The organism is Ligilactobacillus agilis (assembly GCF_025311475.1).
Taxonomy (GTDB): Bacteria; Bacillota; Bacilli; order Lactobacillales; family Lactobacillaceae; genus Ligilactobacillus; species Ligilactobacillus agilis.
Map to the genome: position 1 here is coordinate 346017 of NZ_CP104397.1, position 21461 is coordinate 367477.

The 21461-nt window shown below is 42.2% G+C and carries 17 protein-coding genes; 11 read left to right on the top strand and 6 right to left on the bottom strand.

Annotation, left to right across the window (positions count from 1 at the left end):
* Positions 1-34: 34 nt before the first annotated feature.
* Positions 35-742 carry a VIT1/CCC1 transporter family protein gene (locus tag N4597_RS01615; RefSeq protein ID WP_089143812.1) on the bottom strand — a complete coding sequence of 236 codons (708 nt, stop codon included), beginning with the start codon at positions 740-742 and terminating at the stop codon, positions 35-37.
* A gap of 19 nt (positions 743-761) precedes the next feature.
* A complete protein-coding gene (locus tag N4597_RS01620; RefSeq protein WP_050611057.1) occupies positions 762-1433 on the bottom strand; it encodes a VIT1/CCC1 transporter family protein in 672 nt (223 codons plus the stop codon).
* A 360-nt stretch (positions 1434-1793) separates the two neighbouring features.
* Here N4597_RS01620 and argC point away from each other — a divergent pair, with 360 nt between their 5' ends.
* The 5 genes from argC to argF are packed head-to-tail and all read left to right on the top strand — an operon-like array spanning position 1794 to position 6947.
* Positions 1794-2810, top strand: a complete 1017-nt coding sequence (argC, locus tag N4597_RS01625) for an N-acetyl-gamma-glutamyl-phosphate reductase (RefSeq protein ID WP_260904288.1) — start codon at positions 1794-1796, stop codon at positions 2808-2810.
* 14 nt (positions 2811-2824) lie between these two features.
* Positions 2825-4015: a bifunctional glutamate N-acetyltransferase/amino-acid acetyltransferase ArgJ gene (gene argJ / locus N4597_RS01630; protein ID WP_260904290.1), complete on the top strand. Its 1191-nt coding sequence runs from the start codon at positions 2825-2827 to the stop codon at positions 4013-4015.
* A gap of 11 nt (positions 4016-4026) precedes the next feature.
* Positions 4027-4767, top strand: a complete 741-nt coding sequence (gene argB / locus N4597_RS01635) for an acetylglutamate kinase (RefSeq protein WP_172579172.1) — start codon at positions 4027-4029, stop codon at positions 4765-4767.
* Positions 4764-5921, top strand: coding sequence for an acetylornithine transaminase (locus tag N4597_RS01640; RefSeq protein WP_260905183.1), 1158 nt, complete (start codon positions 4764-4766; stop codon positions 5919-5921). The genes argB and N4597_RS01640 overlap by 4 nt, the downstream gene beginning before the upstream one ends.
* Before the next feature lie 3 nt (positions 5922-5924).
* Entirely contained in the window at positions 5925-6947 is a 1023-nt protein-coding gene (argF, locus tag N4597_RS01645) for an ornithine carbamoyltransferase (RefSeq protein ID WP_260904291.1), read from the top strand.
* A 42-nt stretch (positions 6948-6989) separates the two neighbouring features.
* Here the strand turns inward: argF and N4597_RS01650 are convergent, their stop codons facing one another.
* Positions 6990-7565, bottom strand: coding sequence for a sugar O-acetyltransferase (locus tag N4597_RS01650; RefSeq protein ID WP_260904292.1), 576 nt, complete (start codon positions 7563-7565; stop codon positions 6990-6992).
* An 85-nt stretch (positions 7566-7650) separates the two neighbouring features.
* Here N4597_RS01650 and N4597_RS01655 point away from each other — a divergent pair, with 85 nt between their 5' ends.
* Entirely contained in the window at positions 7651-9726 is a 2076-nt protein-coding gene (locus N4597_RS01655) for a DNA topoisomerase III (RefSeq protein WP_260904293.1), read from the top strand.
* A gap of 87 nt (positions 9727-9813) precedes the next feature.
* Here the strand turns inward: N4597_RS01655 and N4597_RS01660 are convergent, their stop codons facing one another.
* The gene (locus tag N4597_RS01660; protein ID WP_260904294.1) at positions 9814-10674 is read right to left on the bottom strand and encodes a helix-turn-helix domain-containing protein; all 861 of its coding nucleotides are present in this window, start codon (positions 10672-10674) and stop codon (positions 9814-9816) included.
* A gap of 166 nt (positions 10675-10840) precedes the next feature.
* Here N4597_RS01660 and N4597_RS01665 point away from each other — a divergent pair, with 166 nt between their 5' ends.
* Together N4597_RS01665 and N4597_RS01670 are read left to right on the top strand one after the other, a co-directional pair.
* Positions 10841-11584: an ABC transporter ATP-binding protein gene (locus N4597_RS01665; RefSeq protein WP_260904295.1), complete on the top strand. Its 744-nt coding sequence runs from the start codon at positions 10841-10843 to the stop codon at positions 11582-11584.
* A 1-nt stretch (position 11585) separates the two neighbouring features.
* Complete coding sequence (locus tag N4597_RS01670; protein WP_260904296.1) at positions 11586-13529, top strand: FtsX-like permease family protein; 1944 nt, start codon at positions 11586-11588, stop codon at positions 13527-13529.
* 66 nt (positions 13530-13595) lie between these two features.
* Here the strand turns inward: N4597_RS01670 and N4597_RS01675 are convergent, their stop codons facing one another.
* The gene (locus tag N4597_RS01675) at positions 13596-13898 is read right to left on the bottom strand and encodes a DUF454 family protein (RefSeq protein WP_050611017.1); all 303 of its coding nucleotides are present in this window, start codon (positions 13896-13898) and stop codon (positions 13596-13598) included.
* 124 nt (positions 13899-14022) lie between these two features.
* Here N4597_RS01675 and N4597_RS01680 point away from each other — a divergent pair, with 124 nt between their 5' ends.
* The 3 genes from N4597_RS01680 (at position 14023) to N4597_RS01690 (ending at position 18473) form a co-directional block, all read left to right on the top strand.
* Complete coding sequence (locus N4597_RS01680; RefSeq protein WP_260904297.1) at positions 14023-16173, top strand: AAA family ATPase; 2151 nt, start codon at positions 14023-14025, stop codon at positions 16171-16173.
* A gap of 118 nt (positions 16174-16291) precedes the next feature.
* Positions 16292-17470 (top strand): SAM-dependent methyltransferase, encoded by a 1179-nt coding sequence (locus N4597_RS01685; protein WP_191996080.1) that lies wholly within the window; start codon positions 16292-16294, stop codon positions 17468-17470.
* Between the two features lie 151 nt (positions 17471-17621).
* A complete protein-coding gene (locus tag N4597_RS01690; RefSeq protein ID WP_056975775.1) occupies positions 17622-18473 on the top strand; it encodes an undecaprenyl-diphosphate phosphatase in 852 nt (283 codons plus the stop codon).
* 47 nt (positions 18474-18520) lie between these two features.
* Here N4597_RS01690 and N4597_RS01695 read toward each other — a convergent pair whose 3' ends face one another.
* On the bottom strand, positions 18521-21409 hold the full coding sequence (locus N4597_RS01695) for a YfhO family protein (RefSeq protein WP_260904298.1): 2889 nt from the start codon (positions 21407-21409) through the stop codon (positions 18521-18523).
* Positions 21410-21461 lie beyond the last annotated feature (52 nt).

Below are 21461 nucleotides of genomic sequence, written 5' to 3' on the forward strand. Positions count from 1 at the left end.
TGTTAACCAAACTGGTTAGCATAAGCCTTTTATTTTAGAGTAAAATCCCTAAACTATAGTGGATAATCATGGTAATAATTCCCACCAGTAGGTTTCTAATGATAGCAATTTTGACGAGGCCGTCACCTAGCTTGGCGCTAAGAAACCCGGTTAAAGAAACGGAAATGCAGACGGCTAAAATAGTAGCGGGCCACATATAAGCCGCGGGGCTAAGACTCATAGCGGCTAAAGGCAAAATCCCTCCGAGGCTGGCAGAAATCAGAGAAGAAAAGGCGGCGGACCAAGGTGACTGATAATCATCTAATTTTAAGTCGTATTTCACTTCTAAAACGGTAGCAAGTGGTTTTTTGGCCAGTAAGTCCTGGGCGATCTCTTGGGCGGTTTGAACGCTAACCCCTTGGGAAATATAGTAGTCTTGAACTACCTTTAACTCAGAAGCAAAATCATTTTTTAGCAAGGCTTGCTCTGCCTTGACGGTTTCAACCTCCGTATCTTTCTGGGTGCTAACAGAGGCGTATTCACCAGAGGCCATGGAAAAAGCACAGGCAACTAGGTCGGCTAAACCGGCGATAAAAATCGTGAAGCGGTTAGGGGTAGCGACGGCGACACTAAAGAGGACGCCGACTACCGTCAAAATTCCGTCATTAGAGCCCAAAACACCAGCCCGGAGAACGTTTAATTTTTCATTGACCGAAGCTTTGGACTTCTTCTTAGTAAAGTTAGGTAAGCTGAGACTTTTCATCATTTAAACCAGGTCCTTTCTAGTAATTTCCAATCAAGTAACCAATCCCGAAGGTGACCAGCATAGTGATGCAACCGGAGATAACATTTCGTAAAACCCCGTGGAACCGGTCGGCCTTGCTTAAGAGGGCGGCTAGATAACCCGTGCAGGCCAAGGCGATAATCACCGCTAAGAAGGTAGCAGGGACCTTAATTTGTTCTGGAAATAGGGTAATGGCGGCTAAAGGCAAAATTGACCCGGTTGGGAAAGAAATCATCGAAGCCAAGGCTGCCTCATAGGGTGAGGTAAACTCTTGCGGGTTAAAACCAAAGCGTTCACGGACGGTAGTTGTTAAAGGGTCTTTAGACATCATTTCTTCAGTAGCCCTTTTGGCTAACCGCGGTGCAATTCCATGTGCTAGGTATTTTTGCAAAACAAAGTCATACTCGTGGTCATAATTAGTTGCTAAGGCAGCTTGTTGTTGAATAATTGCTTTTTTTTGAAAATCTTTTTGACTGTTAACGGAAACATATTCCCCCATCGCCATGGAAACCGTCCCGGCTAGCATCCCGGCAATCCCGGAAATGAAAATTGCAAAGTTGCTGGTGGAAGCCCCGGCGACACCGATAACGATTCCGGCGACGGATAAGATGCCGTCGTTGGCCCCCATAACGGCGGCCCGCATGACGTTAACTTTTTGTGCTAAACTCATCTTTTTCAATCTCTTCACCCTCAGTTTATAATTTTTCTAATCAAATAAATATTATAGCTTATTTAGAGTGATGTCAAGGATAAATCTTGTTAAATCAGAGTTATTCGTTGATGTTTATAATCTTTCTAAGTTATAACCGCCTATCTCTAGTATAGCACTAAATTTAAGAAAAGTTATTTCAATTCAAAAAGTTAATATTCACATTATAAGTGAATATATCCGTTAAAAATGAATAAAAATTGTTTATTTGTAACATTATTGAATAAAAATTTAAAAAAGACTTGAATTTTTAGTTGCGGGGGTATATAGTTATGAACATAATTTAATTTTTATTCAATTATAGTGAATGGAGTGACTGGAATGAATGCGGCTATTTTAGGCGTTAGCGGTTATAGCGGTAGTGTTTTATACAAATTGTTGAAAGAACATCCAAAGGTTGACAAGGTGAATCTTTATAGCCGCAAGCCGCGACGTTTTTTAGCTGAAGCGGTCACGGCCTTTAAAAATCAAACTGAATCTTTGCAAGAATATGACTCGCAAGCAATTATGGCGGAAAATGATGTTTTATTTTTAGCCACGCCGGCGGGAGTTAGTAGCCAGTTGGCGTCAGTCTTTATGGAAGCTAAGTTTCCCGTGATTGATTTATCCGGGGATTTACGTTTAAAAAAAGCGGCTAGTTATGAAAAGTGGTATCAAAAACCGGCGGCCGCTACCAAGCTCTTAGCGCAGGCCACCTATGGCTTAGCCGAGTTTGAGCCAGCGGGAACTTACATTGCTAACCCGGGTTGTTATGCGACGGCAACCCTCTTAGCCTTAGCTCCCTTGGTGAAAGAAGATTTGCTTCAGCTGGATTCAATCATCGTGGACGCTAAGTCGGGTTTAGCTGGTGCGGGGAAGAAATTAACTGAAACTAGCCACTATGCTTACATCAACGAAAATGCTCAGGCTTACAAGGTTAACTGTCACCAACATATTCCTGAAATAGTGCAAGAGTTACAAACATGGAATGACAAGTTAGAAGCAATCCAATTTACGACGACCTTAATCCCCATCACACGCGGAATTATGGTTAGTGCCTACGCTAAGGTGAAACCAGGCTTTGCGCAAGCTGACTTGGAGGCGGTGTTTACCAAGTATTATCACGACAAGAAGTGGGTACGTTTTAGTGGGAGCGACTTACCAGCGATTAAGGATGTAATTCAGTCTAACTACTGTGACATTGGTTTAAGTTATAATCCGGTGACTAACACGGTGTTAGTGGTAAGCGTGATTGATAATTTATTGAAAGGTGCCAGCGGACAGGCGGTACAAAACTTTAACAAGTTATTTGGTTTTGAAGAGACGTTAGGGTTACCAGCTATTCCTGCTTGGCCATAGGGAGGATTTTGAAGATGAAAGAGATTGAATTTACTTGGCCTAAGGGTTTTTATGCAGACGGACTTCACAGTGGACTCAGAAAGAAAAAGTTAGATTTGGGTTGGCTTTACTCACAAGTGCCAGCCAGTGCGGCCGGGGTGTATACAACCAATCAATTCTGTGCTGCACCAACGACTTTAACTAAGCAAACGATTGAACAAGGCCACCAGCTTCAAGCACTAGTTGTCAATAGTGCTGTGGCTAACTCCTTTACGGGGGCCCAGGGTGAACTGGATGCCCAAACGGAACAAGAGTTAGTTGCCGCTAAACTGGGGATAAATCCTAAGTTAGTGGGGGTTGCTTCGACTGGAGTAATCGGCGAATTTTTACCGATGGCTAAGTTAAAAGCGGGGATTAACGCCTTAAAATTGACAGCTAACCACAAGATTACGGAAGCAATCCTAACCACCGATACCCATCCCAAAACAATTAGTTTTGAATTCGAGCAAGCCGGTCAAAAGTGTGTTATGACTGGTTTTTGTAAGGGGTCGGGGATGATTCACCCTAAGATGGCCACTATGCTGGGCTTTGTGGTGACTGACGCTAAGGTAGACGGCAAGTTGTTGCAAGAATTACTCAGCGACCAGGTAGCAACTAGCTTTAATCAAATTACGGTTGACGGCGATACTTCCACGAACGATATGGTGGTAACGATGGCTAATGGATTAGCAGTTGCTGACTCCGAGACCTTAACTAAGGATAGTCAGGATTACCAAGAATTTAAGCAAGTTTTCCAGGCCGTGTTAGAATACCTAGCCAAGGAAATTGCCCGTGACGGTGAGGGGGCAAGTAAGTTAGTGGAAGTGTTGGTTAAAGGGGCGGCGAGTAAAAGGGATGCCAATGTGGCTGCCAAAGCCGTTGTTGGATCTAACCTAGTTAAGGCGGCCTTATTTGGCCAAGATGCCAACTGGGGCCGGATCATTAGTGCCCTTGGTCAGACTGACGTTAGCATCGCCGTAACTAAGCTGGATTTAGCCATCAACCAGGTGGCAATTTTAAAGGCGAGCCAAAAACAGGCTTACGATGAAGAAGGTCTTCAAGCCAGTTTAGGCCAGGATCAGATTTTAATTGAAGTCGATTTACATACAGGGCAAGCTTGTGGGCGCGCCTGGGGCTGTGACTTAACCTATAAGTACGTGCAAATTAACGCATCCTATCGGAGTTAGGGGGGAGTTAAATGCAAGATTTAATTGTAATCAAAGTCGGGGGCAACGCCTTGGACCAGTTGACTAGCGAATTTTTTGAGCAGTTAGCAGCTTGGCGCCAAGCGGGGAAACAGATTTTGTTGGTTCATGGGGGTGGGCCGATGATTTCCAAGTTGTGCCAAAAGTTAAACGTTCCGGTTACAAAGACGGACGGAGTTAGGGTAACCGATGAACAAACGCTAGCGCTCACTAAGTTGGTCTTATTGGGACAAACCCAGCCGCTATTATTGCAGAAATTAAGTGACCACCACCTTAACGTGCAGGGCCTAAACGCAGCTAGTAATTACCTGTTAAAGGGGCGTTACCTAGATAAGGCCAAATACGGGCAGGTGGGAGCCATCACTTACGTTAACCAGGCCGCATTAATGGCGGAATTAAAGACTAAAATTGGCGTGCTAGCCCCCTTAGCTTTAACGGAGAGCGGGGAGTGGTTAAATGTTAACGCTGATCAGGCTGCGTTAGCAGTGGCAAGCAAGCTAAAGGCAGAGAAATTATATTTGCTAACGGATGTAGCGGGGGTACTAGCAAATGGCAAGTTAGTAGCCAAGCTAAGTGAAAGTACGGCGGCTAAGTTAGTCCAAAAAGGAATTATTACCAGTGGGATGTTTCCAAAGGTCAAGGCTGCGTTGACGGCCCAGCGCAGTGGCATTAGTCAAGTTTTTATTACCAATAGTTTAGCAAAACAAGGCACCCAAATTGAAAGCGAGGAATAATAATGGACTATGTATTTCCAACCTATAAGAGATTTCCCTTTGAAATCGTAGCAGGAAGCGATTGGGAACTAACGGACGATCAAGGCAAACAGTATCTAGATTTAACCAGTGGCATTGGGGTTTGCAACCTAGGTTATAACCAATCTAAGTTGAATCAAGCTGTCACAGAGCAGTTGACTAAGGTTTGGCATACGTCGAACCTGTATGAGAGTAGTCTGCAAGACCAAGTCGCCCAGGGAATTGTTAACGGGGAAGATTACCTGGTAAGTTTTTGTAATTCGGGGACGGAGGCTAACGAAGCAGCCTTGAAGTTAGCTAGAAAGGCAACCGGCAGAGAAAAGATTTTAGCCTTCAACCATTCCTTTCACGGCCGGACTTACGGTTCGTTGTCAGTAACGGGTAATGACCAAATCAAAGTTGGCTTTAGTCCAATGTTAGCGGGGGTGAGTTTTGCTGAGTATAACGATGACCAAGCTTTAGAGCAGGTTAGTTCCGACTTAGCGGCGGTTATTGTAGAGGTCGTCCAAGGTGAAGGGGGCGTTTATGCGGCTGACGCTAGTTGGTTAAAGGCGCTAGCAGCTAAGTGTCAGCAAGTTGGCGCCTTACTAATCATAGACGAGGTTCAAACTGGGATGGGGCGGACGGGCAAGCTGTATGCCTTTGAAAACTATGGTTTAAAGCCAGACATCTTTACTTTAGCTAAGGGGTTAGCCAACGGAATTCCAGTGGGGGCAATGGTTGGTAAAAAGTCCTTAGGCAAGTATTTTGGCCCTGGTAGTCACGGGTCGACCTTTGCCGGCAACCCACTAGCGATGGCAGCTGCCAAGGAAGTTTTAGCAACGATGGATTCAGAGTTTTTGGAAGCAGTGGCAGCTAAGGCAGAGTTTGCTTGGCATTACTTGGAAGACTTAACAGCTTTAGAGTGTGTTACCAGTGTAACTGGGTTGGGATTAATGATAGGAATTCACTTAAGTTCAGAAGTTAAGGTGGCAGCAGTGATTGAAAAACTACAGGCAGCCGGGGTTTTGACCTTAGCAGCCCGGGACAATACTTTACGCCTGTTGCCTCCGTTGACAATGCCAGCCTCAGAGTTACTGGCAGGAATTGAAGAAATCAAGGCGGTCTTAGCAGAAGCTATCTTAGTGGGGGTGTAGTTGATGGAAAATCATTTTTACGGTAAATCCTGGTTAAAAGAGCTTGATTACAGCGCCAAGGAGTTGAATTTTTTAATTGACTTTAGCTTGCATTTAAAGGACTTGAAGAAAAAGCATATTCCGCATCAATATTTGGCGGGTAAAAATATTGCCTTACTCTTTGAAAAAACCTCGACGAGAACGCGGTCTGCTTTTACCGTGGCGGCTAATGACCTGGGAGCTCATCCCGAATTTTTAGGTCAAAACGACATTCAGTTAGGTAATAAGGAATCACTGGCTGATACGGCTAAAATCTTAGGCTCGATGTTTGATGGAATTGAATTTCGGGGCTTTAAGCAAGACAGCGTTGAACAGCTAGCCAAGTACAGCGGCGTGCCAGTTTGGAATGGGTTAACCGATGAATGGCACCCTACCCAGATGATTGCTGACTTTATGACCCTGAAAGAAGAGTTTGGAAGTTTAGCTAACTTAACCCTCTGCTACGTTGGGGATGGACGCAACAATATGGCCCATAGTCTGTTAGTGACGGCCGCCATTTTAGGGGTTAATTTTCATTTAGCGGCTCCTAAAGACCTGCAACCCCAAGCCCAGGTGGTGGCAATAGCGCAAAAACTAGCTGCTAAGTCCCAGGCTGAGTTGTTAATAACTACCGACCCTACGCAGGCTGTTAACGGGGCAGATGCCATCTACACCGATATTTGGATTTCAATGGGGGAAAAGGTGGACGTTCATAAACGGATTGAGGCCTTATTACCTTACCAGGTAAACCAAGCCTTGCTAGCGCAAACGGGTAAGCAAGAAACGATTATCATGCACTGCCTGCCGGCCTTTCACGACCAAGAAACAACCTTAGGCAAGAAGCTTGCAGCAGAATATGGACTCAGTGAGTTAGAAATAACCGATGAGGTTTTTTTAGGGCCAAATTCACGGGTCTTTGTTGAAGGTGAAAATAGACTCCATTCTATTAAAGCCATTATGGCTGCCACCTTGGGTGAACTCTTCATTCCTGAACAATATTTTAACTAATAAATGCCACTTGCGAAGGCTTAGTTCGTAAGTGGCATTTGTTTAGTTGGTTTTTAGGGGGCGAATAACTTTGGCAGGGTTGCCGGCTACAATTACGTTGGCGGGGATGTCTTGGGTCACCACGCTCCCAGCGCCGATAATCGCATTTTGCCCGATGGTAACGCCTCCGACGATGTTAACGCCGGCGCCAATCCAGACCCCATCTTCAATCACAACGGGGCGGGCATAGATTTGGTGGTGGGCCCTAGCGACTGGATCTTCGACGTGGTTAACCGTGTAGATGCCGACCTTAGGGGCGATGTTGACGTCGTTACCGATGGTAATCGGGGCACAGTCCATCAAGACCACGTCGTGGTTAGAGAAGAAATTATCGCCGATACTTAAGTTAAAGCCAAATTCGCAGTAAAAGTTAGGTTCGATATAAGGAAAAGCACCTAAGTGTTTAAACAGGGGCCTAAGCAGTTGGTAATCGTACTCGTTTTGGTGATAGACCTTATTATTGTAAGCCCGTGTGGTTTTTAAGGCGTGATTTCTAGCGGCGACCACCTTAGGGTCAAGGTCATTGTAAACCTGCCCAGCCTTGGTCAAATTTTGAACGTAGTTAATGTCAACAGTCATAAAAAAACCTCCTGAGCCTAGTTTACTACCACAAGTAACTTTTGTGTTAAAATTTAGAGTATAAGAAAAAGGAAGGAACGTTGATGTGAAACAATTAATTTTAGCAGAAAAGCCGAGTGTAGCCCGAGATTTAGCCCAAATCTTAGGTGCCAATCAGAAAAATAAGCATTACTTTGAAGGCCCTAAGGTGGTGGTGACCTGGGCGTTAGGACACCTAATGACCCTTAAGATGCCCGAAGATTTGGACAAGAAGTGGCAAAAGTGGGAGTTAGAAACCCTACCCATGATTCCTAAGTACATTGGCACTAAGCCCCTACCTAAGACCCGGCCCCAACTAAAGGCAATCGGCCAGTTAGTTAAAAGAAAGGATATCGCAGAAGCGGTCATTGCTACCGACGCCGGCCGGGAAGGTGAGTTAGTTGCCCGCTGGATTTTAGAGTACGTCCGCTTCAACAAGCCGGTTAAACGGCTATGGATTTCATCGCAAACAACCAAGGCGGTCAAGGAAGGCTTTGCTAACCTCAAGCCGGCTAAGCAGTACGATAACCTCTATTATTCAGCCCTAGCCCGGGCTAAGGCCGATTGGTTAGTAGGGCTAAACGTAACCCGGGCGCTAACAGTGAAATATCAAGATAATTTATCCGCTGGCCGGGTACAGACTCCTACTCTAGCTTTAGTCGGGAAAAAGGAAGCCGCCATTAGTAGCTTTATTCCCCAAAAGTACTACCAAATTAGCCTGGAGCTTAATGGAATCAAGGCCAAGCTGGTTCAAAAAAATCCCCAGGCACTAAAGACTAGCGAACAAGCCCAAGAATTAGTCGCTAAGTTAAGAAAAACACCTGGTAAAGTCAGTGAAATTAAGACTAAAGTCAAAGTTGAACCGGCTCCATTACCTTACGATTTAACCGAATTGCAACGGGAGGCTAACAGTCGCTACGGTTATTCGGCTAAGAAGACCTTAAGTCTAGTGCAAAGTCTATACGAAACCCACAAGGTGGTGTCTTACCCCCGGACCGATAGTAAGTATCTGAGTTCTGACATCAAAGCTAGCCTAAAGGAACGCTTGCAAGCGATCAGCGAAATGTTTCCTGAAGCTAAAGACTATGCCAAAGGTCAAGTTAAGGTTGTGCAAGGTAAAGTCTTTAACGATAGTAAGGTAACAGATCACTACGCTTTAATTCCAACCGAGCAACGGCCTAACTACGCTAAGTTTTCTAACGATGAACACCGGATTTACGGCTTAATCGTTGAAAGGTTCTTAGGCTTATTTGCTCCGGTCCACAAGGTTGAACAAGCAAAAATTACCGTTAAATTCGGGCAGGCCTTGTTTAATTTCAAAGAGGAGCGGGTAATTGAAGCAGGCTGGAAGAAGCAAGGGCAAACTAAGCAAGTAACCACTAACCTCAAAGCAGGGCAGGCAGTTGCCCCTAATTTTAAGGTGGAAGCAGCCCTTACTAGTCCGCCAAGTCCTTTAACCGAAGGGACCTTGTTAGCCCAAATGGAAAAATATGGTCTCGGGACCCCGGCAACGCGAGCTGAGATTATCGAAAAGCTAGTCAAAACTGAGCTGATGGAACGTAGTGGTAACCACCTGCGGGTAACGCCTAAGGGCAAGCAGCTCTTAAAACTAGTTAACCCAGAGCTAGTCAGCCCTGAATTGACCGCTAAGTGGGAAAGTCAGCTAGAAGCGATTGCCAAGGGCAAGTATGCAAGTAAGCAGTTCTTAAAGGAAATCGAAGCCGACACCAAACGCTTAGTGTCAGAGGTCAAAAACAGTCAGGCTAAGTACCAAGACTTCAGCCTCACCCAAAAGAAGTGTCCTGAGTGTGGTAGCTTCTTGCGGGAACGCAATGGTCGGGATGGTAAAGTATTAATTTGTACCAACCCCGAATGTTCCTACCGGCGCCGGGCTGAAGCCAAAGTATCTAACCACCGCTGCCCGCAATGTCACCGTAAAATGTTAATTGTGGCCGGGAAAAATGGGGATTACTTCCGGTGCAAATACGATGGCACCACCGAAAAAATAGGTGGTGGTAAGCGTGGTTCTAAGAAAATGACCAAGCGTGAAGAGCGCCGCTTGCTCCAAAAGGTCAACCAAAAAGACGAAGACCAAGAAAGTGCCTTAGCCCAAGCGCTTAAAGCTGCTTTAGGGCAAGAATAACAATAATAAGCACGAATGGAATCAAAAATTCTATTCGTGCTTATTATTTATATGTAATTTTAATCATGTACGTTTTAAGTTATAGACTTACTTGCTAATTGCAAGTTTAATATCTTTGATAGCGGCTTCAAAAGATGCCTGTAATGTAGGTAAGTTTAGAATCTTAATGACAGCAAGACAGTCATCAAAATAGGATTGGTAGACTTGAGCATCCTTTTTTAAAATGGCTAATTTAAAACCAGTGAATAGTTTTAAAAATAGTTTTTCATAAATGAAATCGTCACGTAATTGATATTGTTCTAATATTTCAATGAAGTAGAGAGCGTTTTTATAATCGTGATGAAAAATTAATGAAGTAATAGCGTTGCTGATTAAACGAAAACTTTCGAGTCCATAGGGATTTAACTTATCTAGTTTAGATACGGTAGTAATTGCTCTTTTTAAAATAGTGACTACTGTTTCTGGTGGCCAAAAAATAAGTGAGTCAGAAAATAAGACTAGTTCATACCTAGTCCATGTTTCGGTACGGATTAGGTACTTATATAAAGGATTGTCTGAAACATCAATCTCCTTATGGTCTAATCGGGCGATTAAAATATCTATTAATCCTAACATATGGTCGTAGAAAGAATTATGACTCCCTAATTTCTGTTTGCAAGTTGTTTTCAAGTATGACAAATAATCAATATCTTGGTTGGTAAAACTAAGCATAATTTTGGTCATGAATTCTTTTTCTTCATTGTTACTGTAGTTATTAGCGATGAATTCTAACTCAGGTAAGGTGATATGAAGGCGATTAAGAATTTCGATGAAACTTTGGCTATGTAAGTCTGTAGTACCAGTTATATATCTGCCAAAGGTAGAAGTTGAAATAATATCTTGGGTTAACTCACTGATGCTGAGCCCTTTATGTTTACGAATATCAGAAATAGTTGAGGCTAAATCCATGTCGTTTCCTCCTTATTGCATAAATGAATTGTGAATCCCATTTATGGGTTGTATAGTCATGTTGTTTGATAATAGTATTATACTATATAAAAAGCAGGTTAAAGATATTTGATTTTTTTAATAGTAATAGCTTTAATACTGCCAATAAATTATAGGGGATGTTAACGTGGATGTTTTAAGTGTAAAACAAGTGACTAAAGATTATGGTCAAACGAAGGTTTTAAAGGAGGTTAGCTTTTCAGTTGCTGATGGCGAATTTGTGGCTATTATGGGGACATCGGGCTCAGGAAAGACAACCTTATTAAATTCAATTGCAACTTTAGATAAGATAAATTCAGGGGAAATCTTAATTAATAATCAAAATATTGCTAATTTGAATAAAGAACAGGCGGCTAAATTCAGAAAGGAAAAGTTAGGCTTTGTCTTTCAAGATTATAAGTTGTTGTCAAGTTTAACGGCAAGAAGAAACGTTGCCCTTTCTTTAACGCTCTTGGGTAACGAAAAGGCACAGACAATAGACGATAGAATTGATGCTTTGGGAGAAATGTTTGAATTAACAAATGTATTGGAAAATTATCCGCATGAACTTTCTGGGGGCCAAAAACAACGGGTTGCTATTATGCGTGCGATAATAAAAAAGCCTCAATTGTTATTAGCTGATGAACCGACTGGGGCATTAGATTCAAATTCGACTAATATTATAATGAAAAAGTTAGCGGAGATTAATAAAAAGCTAGCGACAACGATTTTGATGGTTACACACGATGCATTTGCAGCTAGTTTTGCAGACCGAGTCTTTTTTCTAAAAGATGGAGAAATTAATACTTATCTAGAACGGAGTAAATATAAGACACAAGGAGCATATCAAAAGGGTATCTCTGATGTAATGTTAGACTTGGAGGAACTTTAAAATGTTAATGGACTTAAGTTTAGCTGATTTGAAACAAAAAAGTAAGTTGTACTTGGTATACGTTTGCTCGCAAATACTGATTTTCAGCCTCTTTTTTGCAATTCAATGTTTTGGAAATGATAGTGTGATTGTAACTAGGTTGGCTGATAATGCTAATATAAAAGAGATGGCTAGATTAATTAGTGTCTTCTACACCATTTTTGTTTTGTTTTATTTTATTTACTTCAATAACTTTTTTATGAGACAAAAATCTGAAGAACTAGGAATATATTCCATTCTAGGTTTTAGCGATAGAAAACTGATTAACTTATTTTGGTTAGAAAATACAATCTTGATTTTAATTGGTGTAATCTTAGCTGTTCCTTTAGGATTGGGGATATATGCGTTAATAAGAACTTGGTTAATAAAATTCCTGGGTCTAGATATTGCGGTGTGGCCAATTGCTATTGGACTAAAGGCCTACTTTTCTTTAGGAAGCTTAGGAATAATTACGGTTATTATTACCTATCTCGAATTAGTTTGGATTTTAAAGAAAAATCTAGTAGAAATTGTCAATTTACAAGTGATCCAAGATAAAAAAATTAAAAAGAGACCAGTTATTGCTTGGGTAGGGATAACCACTTTATTAATAGCATATGGCCTGCTAATAGACTTATCTCAGCGTCCCAATGATATTTGGGATAAAGTTGGTTTTATGCCAATTGCAGCGTTAACCGCAATTCTATTGATTGGTGGGACGGTTTTAACGATTAATTATTCGTTACCACAATTAATAGATTATTTACTGAAAAATAAGCAGGTAAGTTATGGTCAAAAGAACAATGTTGTTTTGCCACGGATGCAACATCGAATTAGAAATAAATCACAGCTAATAACTGTAATCGGCCTCTTGTTTTCATTATCTGTAGTTACCCTAGGAATTACGGCAATAACGTTAAGCTATCCCAAGGAAGCCATGAAGCGGGTAATGCCGGCTACATTAGAGACAATATTAGCTAAGAAAAAAGCTCTCTCGCCTAGCCAAACTGAGAGTATTAAGAAGCATTTTCCAGCAGCAACTGTGACAGATGTAGAGATTGTCAGAGTTCCAATTAAAGAGCAGTTAGCAATCACCAACAAGTTGATATATCAGCACTTAGATGCAATTTCGTTAACTGAGTATAATAGCTTGGCAATAGCTGAGGGAAAAACTAAACTTAAGCAAGTTCCCGTTGGACAAGGGGTGTTGGTTAATTATTATGCAAGTCTAAATCATCGGGTTGACAAAAGGGTTAATTCCACGAAAGGTGATCAAATTTACTTGAAAAATAGCACTAACAATAATGTGATTGCCTTTGGTAATAGCGTAGCAATAGTAGTGCTTAATGATGGTTTATTTACAAACCTTCAAAAAAAGTATGCTGATTCTAATTTTTATTTGACTAGTATTAATGGCAAAAATATGCGGGATAACATGGCTATTCCTAAATACTTTGACCATTTACAACTTAAATATTTGAGTTCAGCTAAGCGTAATAAAGAAATAGTTACGGCTAATAGCCCAACGTTCTTGCTAATTTCAATAGCAACCGTCCTATTTTTCATTAGTATTAGTACCATATTGTATTTTACTGCTAAGTTAGAGGTTGCACCTGTTTTGTCTGAATATCAAACCTTAATTCAGTTAGGTTATGGTAAGAGAGAAATCATTAAGGTAGTAATGTTAGAAATCTCTTGGTTATTTGTTCCTACATTAGTTTTAGGTTTAATAAGTGGCTTCCTAGGGATATATGGTGCTAGCTACATGATTATGGATACTGTCACTAAAAGTAATTGGCAGATAATTTTTGGAACCATGCGCTTTGTATTATACGTAACAATACCTGTATATTTATGTGTATACTTGTTGGCATGTCGCTCAGTTTTTGGTGATATTCGTAGGTTTGTTGGCAAGGTGCTGATTTAAGCTTAACTTGTCTTGAAATAAAAATGGCTCCTAGAAAAGCTATGCAACTTTTCTAGGAGCCTATTGTTATTTCTCGATTTCACCTTGGAAAAAGAAGGTGAGGATCCGGGCCTTAATTGAGCCTTCCTTTTCCTTTAAATTATCTGCCTGGGAGTGGAGTTTTCTTTTGAAGCCCAAAAAGTATTTTTGGTATAATTTGGTCTGTTGCAACCAACTATGAAACCGGGGAGAAAACTTAGACAGACTAAAGAGACAGAGGATGAAAAACGGAATTTGGGGAATAACGGGTAGCAATAACCCGACAATCCCGCCGACAAAACTGACAATGGCTAAGACTAACCATAAGAAACGAACGAAACTTTTAACCACAGGCATCTCCCCTTAATTTTAATTACGAACTTATTTTAAGTTAGCATAATTATAACATGATTTCGCAGTTGAATGCACTTACAAAAACTCTAAGAATTAGTAAAGTAACTTAAGAAGGTGCAAAATGGACGCAAAGTATCAACAAGCTCGCCAGTTGCTAGCGGCGGGGAAGGTTAAAGCGGCGCAGACTATTTTCCGGGAAATATTTGCGCTGAATCCCAAATATAAGTCGGTCTGCTATTTTTTAGGCAAGTGTGCTTATTTGCAGGGGAAAAATAAGGAAGTAAAGCACTATCTGAAATTGCATTTAGACGGGCGGGCGCGTAAAAATATTGGCCCGGCCTTTAAATACCTGTGCTTACTAGCTTGTAAAGAAAAGCAGTATTTAAAAGCTCAACACTATTTAGCCCAGGCTGAAAAGTATGGTTTAAAGGCGACTAGTCTAGCGAAACTACAAAAGCAGTTGACACAAGCAGCTTCCGAGCCGACGACCATGGCCTTTACTTACCAAAAATTGAGTAAAAAGGGGACGCCAATTGCTAGTTGTAAACAAGCCGGGTTTAAAGGAGCTAAGTTTTTTATTCACGGACTGCCCCCTAAGTTGTTAGCCCGCTTCCAGGAGTTGAAAACGCTCCAACTAACCGTCACCTACCCCCAGAAAACGGACATTCCGGGCTATCTAACTTGCAGGCTAACGGACGGCCGGACCCTATATAAGGACTACTTACCCTATTTGCCCAGTCTGTATTATCGCTCAGCCTTTAATGATTACCTAGAAGACGACAAGTACTTCAAATTTAAGTGGGAGAAGTCGCGGGTGTTTTCCCTGTTGCTGGTTTCCGGTTTTTCGCTGGAAATAGTGGCTAAGTACCTAGAGGCAAATGACTTACTTGACCGGGTCGCGGTTGAACACTTGCAGAGCTGCCAAGGGCTAGTTAGCCTAAAAGAGGCGGGAGAAACTTTACCCGTAAGCGCTAAGGAACAGTTAAGTGATTTAGATTTGCTAAAAGAATTTGGCTTTATCTGTGCTAAGGAATGTGGTAAGACCATCCACCTTGCAAGCAAGTGCCGCTTTGAACGCCAGCTCAGACGGGCACTCAAAGCAAAAAGTAAGGTGGCTTTTCCCTACAGGAAGCTCCAGGAGCAATTTCGGCCTAGCCAAGAACAGGCGCGCTTTATTAACTGGTTAAAGAAAAATGACCAGCAGGTGATTTCGCTATTAGGGGTAGGTGGCAGTGGCAAAACCTATACCCTCAGCAAGTTACTGGACCCTAACGCTGTTTTGGCGCTAGCACCTACCCACAAAGCCCGGTTGAATTTGGTGGACCATGGCTTTAGTCAAAATGATACTGTCCAACACCTCTTGTTTAAACTGGAAGCCGAGCCCGAGCTGGTCTTAACCGGAATCAAAGTAATTTTAATTGATGAAATTTCAATGGTAACTACCCAAATGTTAGCGCAGTTGTTTGACAAATTAGGGCCGGGCTACCGCTATTTACTCGCCGGAGATGATCAGCAACTGCCACCAGTCAGCCAGGATTTAGATGCCCTCAATGTTTGTGGTGATTTGATGAGGTTAATAAAGCAGGAAGGTAGTTATTACGAATTTAAAACCAACCTCCGGTGCCAAAATAAGCAGACAGCTGCTTTAATCGCAGCGATTCGGGCGAAAAACTTACAGCTGGTGACTAAGAAAGCCGGTAAGTTTACAGGCGCTAAGCGGGATATGCTTAACTATAAGTATTTTCACCCGGCCTTAGAGGACTGCATGATTTTGGCACACCGGAATTTGACGGTGGGCAAAATTAACCAGCAGTACTACCGGGTTTTAACCAAAGATGGGCGGGCCAAGACCCCGTTTTTCTTTAAGAATGACTATGGACACGGAGGCTTTTTTGAGGGAGCGCAGGTGGTCTTTTACCAAAATGACGATGAAAAGCAACGGTATGGTTATACCAACAGTGAGTTTGGGATTGTAACCGAGCTGCACTTGGAAGATAAGGAGCCTAAAATTAAAGTCAAAACGGCAAGTAACGAGTATGAACTACCCTTGTACGTTGCTAACCGGGACTTATTTTTAGCCTACGCTTTGACGATTCACAAGGCCCAAGGCAGCGGCTCTAGGCGGGTTTACGTACTGGAGGCCGCTAACGATAGCTTGCTATATACGGCGGTTTCTCGCTCGCGGGGAGAGTTATTTTTTGTAGACTTAGACGCTAGCCAGGTAGTGGAAGCCTTAAGCCAACCAGTAGCTAAGAAAAGAAATGTTTATTGAACCGGTTCTATTTTGAAATATCTAAATTTTTTTATAAAAAATAAGCTTATTGCTTACGGGCGCTGAGGAAAAGTGCTAAAATAAGGGTATTTATTGTTAGTTAGAGAGGATGAGAAGAATGGTGTTAGATAATATGCTTTTTAAACAACTACTGAAACATTCTTTTAATATTCCGGTTGAGGTGACATACCCTAACGGAAAAGTTGAGCAGTACGGTGGGTTAAAACCAGAGGTGAAAATTAAGATTAACGAGAAAATCTCATTAAAAGCCTTGACCGAAAATGCGTCAATCGCCTTGGGTGAGGCTTATATGGATGGCAAGATTGAAGTTGAAGGTTCGCTTCAAAAATTAATTACCTCGGCTTATGCTAACGCGGACAGCTTTCTAAACAATAATAAATTTAAGAAGTTTTTACCAAAGCAATCACACACTAAGAGTCACAGTAAAGAAGATGTTCAAAGTCACTATGATTTGGGCAATGATTTCTATTCACTGTGGCTAGATAAAACGATGACATATTCTTGTGCCTACTTCGAAAATGAAACTGATAGTTTGGAGCAAGCCCAAAGAAATAAGGTCGAACATATCTTGAAAAAATTAGACCCTAAGCCAGGCAAGAGCTTGCTAGATATTGGCTGTGGTTGGGGAACGTTAATGCTGACTGCTGCTAAGAAGTATAATCTAAAGGTAGTCGGGATTACTTTAAGTGAAGAACAGGCTAAGTTTGTCAGGGCCCGGATTAAAGAACTCGGACTTGAACAACAAGCCGAAGTTATCTTGGAAGATTACCGGGAGATTCAGCATGAGCCCTTTGATTATATTACCAGCGTGGGGATGTTTGAACACGTTGGTCAAGAAAATTTAGGCGAATATTTCCAAACAATTGCTAAGTACCTAGCTAATGACGGGGTGGCTTTAATCCACGGAATTACCCGGCAACAAGGTGGGGCTTACAATGGCTGGATTGATAAGTATATCTTCCCAGGTGGTTATATTCCAGGTTTGTTAGAAAACTTAGGTCACATTGTTGATGCCGGGATGCAGGTGGCTGATTTAGAAACCTTACGCCGGCATTACCAAAAAACTTTGGAAATTTGGGACCAAAACTTTAACCAGGTCTTACCTGCGGTTAGAAAAATGCACGACGAGCGCTTTATTAGGATGTGGGACCTGTACCTGCAAGCCTGTGCGGCTTCGTTTGAATCAGGTAATATTGACTGTATCCAGTACCTAATTTCTAAGGGACCAAGCGGTAAGAATTTACCGAAAACGAGGGCGTATATGTACCAAGCATAGAAGTTTGAAGTCAGCTGGTGAGGCTGGCTTTTTTATTGAAATTTTATTAAGAAGCCGCGTGTCCTTAAAAGCATCTTGCTTGCAAGGTCTAAGATAGCCTATAATGAGTAGGTTAGTAAATTATAGCTAGAGAAAGGATTTACATAGACTCATGGTAGAACTATTTAAGGCCTTTTTATTCGGGATTGTTGAAGGAATTACAGAGTGGCTTCCAATCTCAAGTACAGGGCACATGATTTTACTTGATGAATTCGTCAAGTTAGATGTTAGCAAAGATTTTTATAGTATGTTTGAAGTGGTAATCCAACTCGGGGCGATTATGGCCGTAGTGGTAATCTATTGGCACAGGATCTGGCCGTTTAGGCTAGCCAAGGCAAATGGAATCGGTGCCCCCCAAGGGTTATGGCGCTTTATTGATAAAGAAACCTTCATCATGTGGGTGAAAATCTTTATCGCCTGCTTGCCAGCCGGAATTATTGGGGTTAAGTTTAACGATACCTTTGAAAAGTTGTTTTATAATCCTGTCTGCGTTGCCTTAGCTTTGATTATCTTCGGGGTGGCCTTCATTTGGATTGAAACAATTCACAAGGGGAGTCGGCCTAAGATTAACTCGATTGCAGAATTATCGTATTATACCGTCTTAATGATTGGCTTCTTCCAATTGATTGCGGCAGTATTTCCCGGGACATCTCGTTCAGGGGCAACTATTTTAGGGGCCTTACTTTTAGGGGTTTCTCGGACGGTAGCGGCTGAATTTACCTTCTTCTTAGCTATTCCGGTTATGTTTGGGGCCGCAGTTTTCAAATTGGCTAAGTTTGGGCTTGTCTTTAGCTCAATGGAAATGTGGATTATGGTGGTTGGTTTAATTACAGCCTTCGTATCCTCAATCGTTGTAATCAAGTTCTTGATGCAGTATATCAAGAAGCACGACTTTAAGATCTTCGGTTGGTATCGCATCATCTTAGGGATTTTAGTTTTAGCATATTTTTGGTTACTTAAATAGTTAATAAAAATAAGACCGCTGAGCTCGTTTGAACTCAGCGGCCTTATTTAGTTATGCCTAATGCGTCCTTTAATTAGGCTGATAGCGAGGCTTAACCCAAGTAGGATTAATCCAATTAAACTAAGCTTCTTACCTAAAGCTAGACCAGGAATTTGGTAAGTGAAGGTAATTTGGTGGTGCCCTTTAGGTAATTTGAGTCCTAGAAAGGCGGTATTCGTTCGGATGACCTTGGCTTTATGACCATCAACCTTGGCAGACCAACCCTTAGAGTATGGGATGCTGGAAGTTAAAATCCCGGTTTGCTTGGTAGTGATTTGGCCTTTAAAGCCGGTAGTGGTAAAGGTTAAGTTTTGCAGACCATGTTTTTGAATACGGCTGACCTCTTTTAGGTACTGACCTTGTAGTGGTAAGGCGACTACCTTCAATTTAAAGTGGTAGTGGCCCAATTTAGAGGGTGTTAAAGTTAGACTAGTCGGTAACTTGGTGAAGTAACCGACGTTTACCGTCCCATTTTTAACCACCTTGTAGAAAGAAGTAGCTGCTTGGGTTGGTTGGCTAATTTTTTCGGTACCTAAATTCGAAGTGATATTGAGGGCGAAGCTTTCATCGGGTGACCCCTTCAAGATGTGGTAACGGAAGTACTTGTACTTGGTTAAAGCCGAGTTAGTCCCAATTATTCCCCGGGTTAAGTCGTTATTATTGTTGCGTTGTTCTAACTTAACTTGTTCTTTGAGGCTAAAGGGTTGATAAGAAATATCGGTGATTTCTAAGTGGAGCTCACTGTTAGCATAAAGTTGATCCAACTTTTTTTGGACCTGCTTATCAGCCGACTGAATGTTTAACACCAGTTGGTAACTCTCATTAGCATCTTGTTTGAGGAGGTCTTGGCTGGAGACGAGGTTACCCCGACTAGAAATCAACTGGTAAGGTACTTCTAACACCTGGCTGGATAGTTGCTTAGTCGAAGCTGACTTTAAGCCGGCCAGGTGTGAGTTGGCAACGACGACTCCACTGGCAAGGGCACGTTCTTTTTGACTGGGACTAAATTGCCGGTATTGCTTGAGGCTAAAGGCTTGATCTTGCCAGTAAACCAGAGGAAAGTTGTTATTGGTCACGTAACGTCTAGCCTGGGTATCATTTTTACTATTGTGATTAGGATCCGTAACCTTGGGGGTCAGCTTATCCAATTGATAGCCGGCTGGCAGCTTGTTGGCGTTAGGCTGATTAATTTGGCTAAAGAGGTAGCGGACCCCGAAGAAGTTATTTAACACGGTCCGGTCGGCCACTTGCCCGATTGGTCTAGTAGCCTCGTACTGAGTATTTTGGAGGTCGTTCATAAAATTTCCCAGGTAATTATTTTGCAGGGAGTAATATGAATTAAGGAGGGCTAACCTACCGTTTAAGGCGTTGTATAAATCAAAATTACTGCCAAAGAAGTAATTATTGCTGATGGTTGAGACCCGGTAGGTTAGAGGGTCCTTTAAATCTTGGTCCAGGCCAAAGTAACTATTTGCTTGCACCTTTTGGTAGGCGTTTTTAGGCAGGAGCTCATTAGAATAGTTACCCGCATAAGGCGCTTCGAAATAAAGAGCGTTGACTAAGACGTTAAGTAAGATTAGCCCACTGAGAAGCTGCTGTGAAAACCGGGCTGGTTTAAAGTAAAACCAACTGATGATCCCTAGGCTGGCGTACAAGAACAGTAGCGGGAAGAAAATCCGTTTATCACTATCAAAGAAGTAATACCCACCTAGGTAGATGCTGTAAATAAGGGTGGCCCATACAAACCGCTTTAGGAGCCGGTAGTCTAACTTAGGCAAAGCTTCTAATAAGAAGCAGACCGCTAAGGCCATCGGCAGGCACAGCATTAGTGACCAGCGGTTGGATGGGGACATCCCGCCGTTAAATAAGGCTCCCACGGCTGGAATTAGAAACATGATAAAGCCCAGGCTAAAGCTAGCTGCTAAGACTGGGTATTTTTTGCGGTAGCTAAAGACGTAAACGAGGGCATAAAAACTGATGCTAGCAAAGCCTAGGGCAGACCAAAAGTAAAAGTCACGGTTGGCTCCATTAATTAGTTGACCCGGTAAGGTTAGATAATAATATAGGGGGTAAATTTTAAGCCCGTTGGCAAAGGCACTGCCGGCCCGGGTGGAGCTAGTAACCGCAAAAAATTCAGGTAATAAAAGTGCCGCCGCTAGTAAAAGGCTAATCAAGCTTGCCCAGGCTAATTTGCCGAAAGTTTTTAGATAATTAAGCTTGTTTTTATAGGTAAAGGCTAGGCGCAAGAGGAGGTAGATAATGGCGCCAATTCCTAGCATAAAGGCAAAGTAAAAGTTATTGGCTAACATCCAGGTAAAGCTAAGTAGTAGTGGCCAGGCGCTTTTTTGCATTAACACCCGTTCTAGGGCCCAAATCACCAAAGGAAAGATGATAAAGGGCATAATGAAGAAGGGGTGGGCTACGTTAGCATATAGCAAAAAGGCGTTGAAAAGGTAGACCGCCGCGCCGGCGACAATTGTGCTATTTTTAAAGTTAAAGTGGCTAGCAAAAAAACAAAAGGCTAAGCCGGCACAATACATTCGTAAAATAATCAGCACTTGGTAGGCTAAGACCACTTTGCTAGCAGGCACTAACAAGGTTAGGTAGTCAAAAATATCGCCGATTACATAATATGAGTAAACAGAAAAAGTGTCCGCACCTAGTCCCATTTTGGGAGACCAAGTTGGAAAGCCCGCACTCGGGTGGTGAATAAAGTCAAGTAGCGTTTGGCGGTAACTTTCTAAAATTGGTAGGTGTTGGTTAGCCGCGTCAATGTACCAAACCAGTTGGTGGCCGGTAATTAAGTACAGGCCGTAAATGAGTGAAGCTAACCCCCAAAAGGCCAAACTATAGCTTAAATATAGGCGCGGATTTTTCCGCTTAAATGAAAATTGCACAAAAAAACCTCCCTCACAGATTTGCACAAAGATTATTTTACCCTAAAATCAA

Coding starts and splice junctions, on each gene's coding strand:
- N4597_RS01660 (WP_260904294.1), bottom strand. CDS start 10,674: ATGGATTTAGCCTCAACTATTTCTGATATTCGTAAACATAAAGGGCTC.
- argJ (WP_260904290.1), top strand. CDS start 2,825: ATGAAAGAGATTGAATTTACTTGGCCTAAGGGTTTTTATGCAGACGGA.
- argF (WP_260904291.1), top strand. CDS start 5,925: ATGGAAAATCATTTTTACGGTAAATCCTGGTTAAAAGAGCTTGATTAC.
- N4597_RS01615 (WP_089143812.1), bottom strand. CDS start 742: ATGAAAAGTCTCAGCTTACCTAACTTTACTAAGAAGAAGTCCAAAGCT.
- argC (WP_260904288.1), top strand. CDS start 1,794: ATGAATGCGGCTATTTTAGGCGTTAGCGGTTATAGCGGTAGTGTTTTA.
- N4597_RS01680 (WP_260904297.1), top strand. CDS start 14,023: ATGGACGCAAAGTATCAACAAGCTCGCCAGTTGCTAGCGGCGGGGAAG.
- N4597_RS01690 (WP_056975775.1), top strand. CDS start 17,622: ATGGTAGAACTATTTAAGGCCTTTTTATTCGGGATTGTTGAAGGAATT.
- N4597_RS01670 (WP_260904296.1), top strand. CDS start 11,586: ATGTTAATGGACTTAAGTTTAGCTGATTTGAAACAAAAAAGTAAGTTG.
- argB (WP_172579172.1), top strand. CDS start 4,027: ATGCAAGATTTAATTGTAATCAAAGTCGGGGGCAACGCCTTGGACCAG.
- N4597_RS01650 (WP_260904292.1), bottom strand. CDS start 7,565: ATGACTGTTGACATTAACTACGTTCAAAATTTGACCAAGGCTGGGCAG.
- N4597_RS01620 (WP_050611057.1), bottom strand. CDS start 1,433: ATGAGTTTAGCACAAAAAGTTAACGTCATGCGGGCCGCCGTTATGGGG.
- N4597_RS01685 (WP_191996080.1), top strand. CDS start 16,292: ATGGTGTTAGATAATATGCTTTTTAAACAACTACTGAAACATTCTTTT.